Consider the following 1175-nt stretch of genomic DNA (forward strand, 5'->3'; position numbering starts at 1 on the left):
TTTCTTCAGGACTCAGGACGATATCTTGGGCGCTCATTTCTTCGCCTCCAACGGTGTAATCAACGAGCAAGAATAGACGATTTTACAGAGCATTTATTTTTGAGACAGCACACTAGTCGGTGAATATGGCGAGCTTTATGGACGGTACTCATTTGGCTACTAGAGATTCCCTGCCTGGCGTAGGGAACCTCTTGTCCTTGTAGCCTAGCTCAAGCGATATCAGACTTTGCATGTGTGTGGCATCAGCCAGCTACACTTTCCTCTGAATTCGATGAGCCATTTGGTTCCGGCCTGTACAGCACAAAGTAATAAACCCCCAGACAGATCAACCAGCAAAACACCGCCGTCCAGATGTTATGGGAAAAGAAGTGCGCCCCTTGCAGCATGCGCCCGACAGAAAATACCGATCCCAGTCCAAACGCTACAATCAGTCCCAATTTAGCCAGACGTGGCCGGCGATCACGCAGCATGAAGAACAGCGCGAACAGGGTAAAGCCGGTGGCCGCATGACCACCTGGCCAGCAGCGCCCTGGCTTGTCGGTGGCAGGGCGTGGGCTCAGCAGTTCGCTGTAGGTTTCCTGGCCGCCGAACTCGGTGAGGCTCCATGGGCATTGTACCGAGGTCACCACTTTCACCGGAGTGACGAAAGCGGTTGAAAGCGCCATGGACAGCACCAGGCAGCCCAGCTCTCTGCGCCACGGCATCAGCCGCTGTACCTTGAAGGATGCTGCAAAGCCAATCATCGCCAGTACGCCGAACAGCATGACCAATTGTTTGGCGCGGTCGTGGAGGATGTCTTCCAGAAAATAGCTGTGCCTGCCAATGAATTGCCCGCTGACGGGGTCGAAAGCCAGCTTGGCGATATCCATGTCCAGCGAGGTCAGTTCAAGCAGTACGAGGATCAATGCGACGACGGCGGGGATACCCAGGTAAATCCATGGATTTATTGGGCGAGAGTAGGGTGGCGCGACGGTTTTCGACATATCGAATCCAAATCATGAAGGGCGTGTCGCGGTCATTGTGTGCGACGGTTTGTCTCAAAGTGTGTCATGAGCCTTGTTGATAATAGGGGCGGCGGCAAAAACTGAGCGCAACACCTGACCAATCCGGTACGGTGAACCTATGTCATATCATGAACTCAGCATTGAAGAACGCATCACGATCCAGTTTGGCCA

The 1175-nt window shown here is 53.5% G+C and carries 1 protein-coding gene; it reads right to left on the bottom strand.

The window, feature by feature from the left end; all coding sequences use genetic code 11:
- Positions 1 to 242 precede the first annotated feature (242 nt).
- Positions 243 to 983, bottom strand: coding sequence for a phosphatase PAP2 family protein (locus tag DW49_RS0124325; RefSeq protein WP_005620269.1), 741 nt, complete (start codon positions 981 to 983; stop codon positions 243 to 245).
- Between the last annotated feature and the right edge of the window lie 192 nt (positions 984 to 1175).

The organism is Pseudomonas avellanae BPIC 631, assembly GCF_000444135.1.
Classification (GTDB): domain Bacteria; phylum Pseudomonadota; class Gammaproteobacteria; order Pseudomonadales; family Pseudomonadaceae; genus Aquipseudomonas; species Aquipseudomonas avellanae.